This window comes from Micromonospora sp. NPDC007271, assembly GCF_040634005.1.
In the GTDB taxonomy this organism is placed as follows: domain Bacteria; phylum Actinomycetota; class Actinomycetes; order Mycobacteriales; family Micromonosporaceae; genus Micromonospora.
Map to the genome: position 1 here is coordinate 1 of NZ_JBEYER010000208.1, position 2,393 is coordinate 2,393.

General features: G+C 67.1%; 3 protein-coding genes and 1 pseudogene. 2 read left to right on the top strand and 2 right to left on the bottom strand.

Annotated features, from left to right (window positions below; all coding sequences use genetic code 11):
• Positions 1-535 precede the first annotated feature (535 nt).
• Both ABZ570_RS33860 and ABZ570_RS33865 read right to left on the bottom strand, forming a co-directional pair.
• Positions 536-1,105, bottom strand: coding sequence for a dihydrofolate reductase family protein (locus tag ABZ570_RS33860; protein WP_358072259.1), 570 nt, complete (start codon positions 1,103-1,105; stop codon positions 536-538).
• Between the two features lie 344 nt (positions 1,106-1,449).
• Positions 1,450-1,954 (bottom strand): annotated as a pseudogene (locus tag ABZ570_RS33865) (transposase); the annotation flags it as partial.
• A 24-nt stretch (positions 1,955-1,978) separates the two neighbouring features.
• Here ABZ570_RS33865 and ABZ570_RS33870 point away from each other — a divergent pair.
• Both ABZ570_RS33870 and ABZ570_RS33875 read left to right on the top strand, forming a co-directional pair.
• Entirely contained in the window at positions 1,979-2,134 is a 156-nt protein-coding gene (locus ABZ570_RS33870; protein ID WP_358072261.1) for a hypothetical protein, read from the top strand.
• 67 nt (positions 2,135-2,201) lie between these two features.
• Positions 2,202-2,393: hypothetical protein (locus ABZ570_RS33875; RefSeq protein ID WP_358072263.1), on the top strand; the 192-nt coding region annotated here is incomplete at its 3' end.

Consider the following 2,393-nt stretch of genomic DNA (forward strand, 5'->3'; position numbering starts at 1 on the left):
ACCCAGAGTTCGCTGACCGGGTGATCACCAGCCCGCCCGACCGGGGCGACCACGTAGGCGACCCACTTGCCGTCCGGCGACAGCGCCAATGCCTGCGGAACGCGACCGTCAACCACCAACTGGGCGGTGAGCTGTGCACGGGTCACCGACGCACAGTATCGACCAACTACTACGGCGGCCAACCGCTGCCGCAACACGCCACAGCATGGCTGCGGCACCCTCTCAGGGGTTGTCCCGATCTCGGCAACAACGCCAGGAGGGAACGATCTCGCTGGCTGATCGGAGATGCACATCTGCCGCCGGTCGTGCGCGCCGTGTCTCAACGCACCGGCCACGCTGAGTGAGCGTCAGCCTTGGTGCTGTGGTTGGAGACGTGCCGAGGCGAAGCGCCAAGGCGCCGGGTGGCGCCGCGGTCGCGGGCAGGGGATCGTGAAGCACGTGGGGAGCAGGCTTGGGACGGTCCGGACCCTCGCATCAGGCGCGAGAACCGTCGTTCCGTCGCGAGGCAGCGGCCAACGTGCCAGGACAAATCACGTCAAGCCGTTACTCGCGTGGGCCGGTATCGCAGGGCGACCGCCCCCGACCGGAACTGATGGCGATCCACGAGCTCGAGCTGGATGCGCTCGCGCAGACCGGCGAGCAACGTCGGCCCGTGTCCGGCAAGGACCGGCTGCACAAGGAACACGTACTCGTCGATCAGTCCCAGATCTGCCAACGCCAGGGGGAGCGCCACGCCACCTACGAACAGGCCCTCGCCTGGCTCCTGCTTGAGCCGCTGAACCGCTTGCCCCAAGTCACCTCGCACCAGCTCGGCATTCCAATCGACCCCGCTCAGCGTGCTCGACACGACGTACTTCTTCGCCCGGTCGATGGTCTCGGCGAACGGGATCTCCCACTCATCCATCCAGTCAGGCCACGTGCCCGTGGCCGGCTGCCGCCACGCCGACTCCATCATCTCGTAGGTCACTCGGCCGAATAGCACGGCATCGGCTCGTTCCATCTCCGCGGTCCAGTAGCGCATCGACTCCTCGTCGGGGGGAAGCCCTGCCTCGTGATGGCAGCAGCCGTCGAGTGTGACGTTGATCGAGTATCGAAGTGGTCTCATCCCGTTGCTCTCCCTTGATGCGCGCAGCACGTTTTCACCGCACCGTACTCAGACTACTGTCGGCGCCATTTCTCATCGGCCCCCGATCCCACCTACTCAACACCGGCGTGGTGCGAACCAGACCGAGCACGCGACCGATTCGGCGATCTGCTCAAGCCGCGGTCAGCCGGCGGCTGTCCCAGAACGCGCGGCCGAAGCGGCTCCATCACATCGCCGACCGCCGGCACGCCGGCTGGGGCGCGTCGCGGCTCTCCTTGTCTTTAACCACGCCACGTGGTCACCACCGCCGGGAGGTCGGTGGCCGTCAGCGGGCAGATCTCGTTAGCCATCCACAGATTGAGCGTTCACGCGGCTTGAGCGTCATCACCTGACTCGTGGTCAGGTTGGTCGGCGGGTCGTTCGACGATGCGGCCTTTGTCGGCGCCGGCGCGGACGAGGGCGACGAGGTGGGGTGCGTTGACGGCGCGCCAGCGGCGTTGGGCGGACTCGATGAGCTTGAAGGCAGGCGATGCCGGCAGCGCGGGAGCCGGGTCCCTTGGTGACCCGCCGACGGGGCCGGATCGTGGCGAAGGTGGACTCGATCGGGTTGGTGGTGCGCAGGTGGATCCAGTGCTCGGCCGGGTAGTCGTAGAACGCGAGCAGCACGTCGAGGTCGTCGGTGATCTTCGCGGCGGCCCTGGGCCACTTGGTTCCGTACGTGTCGGCGAACGTCCTGGCGGCGGCCTGGGCGTGGTCGCGGTCCTCGGCGTTCCAGATCTCGGCAAGCGCCGCCTTCGCGCCGGGCTGGGCGGACTTGGGCAGCGCGTTGAGCACGTTGGCGATCTTGTGGAACCAGCAGCGCTGTGGCCGGCGAGGCAGGTGTGGCCGGCCGACGTGTTTCCCGACGGCGACTTTTACGCCTTCCTCACCGAGGACATGACCGAAGGCACCTTCGGCCACGTGCATCTTCGGTCCCCGCCTGATGCCAAGGCTGGAATCTCTGCTCAACAGCTGGTTGCCGGTCAAGCGATCACGGAAGTGAACTGGTAGTTCGTTGAGCCAGATGCGATCGGCCTCTGGACGAGGGGCGGGGGCGAGAAGTCGTATCCTCACGACCATGAAGACGCGCAGTCGGCTGCTGGTGGCTGTGTTCGGCGCGGCTGCTGCGACGCTGCTGGGGTTCGGCGGGTGCGTCGCCGCCGGATTCCTGCTCACCGGCGACAATCCGGCGGAGACGCGCCCGTGCCAGGAGTCCGTGCAGATCGCCGAGGCAAAGGTCCGCACCGACCATTGGGATCCTCCGGAGGAT

What these genes read in the sequence shown, in the direction of transcription:
- ABZ570_RS33860 (WP_358072259.1), bottom strand. Translation starts at nt 1,105, where the DNA reads ATGAGACCACTTCGATACTCGATCAACGTCACACTCGACGGCTGCTGC.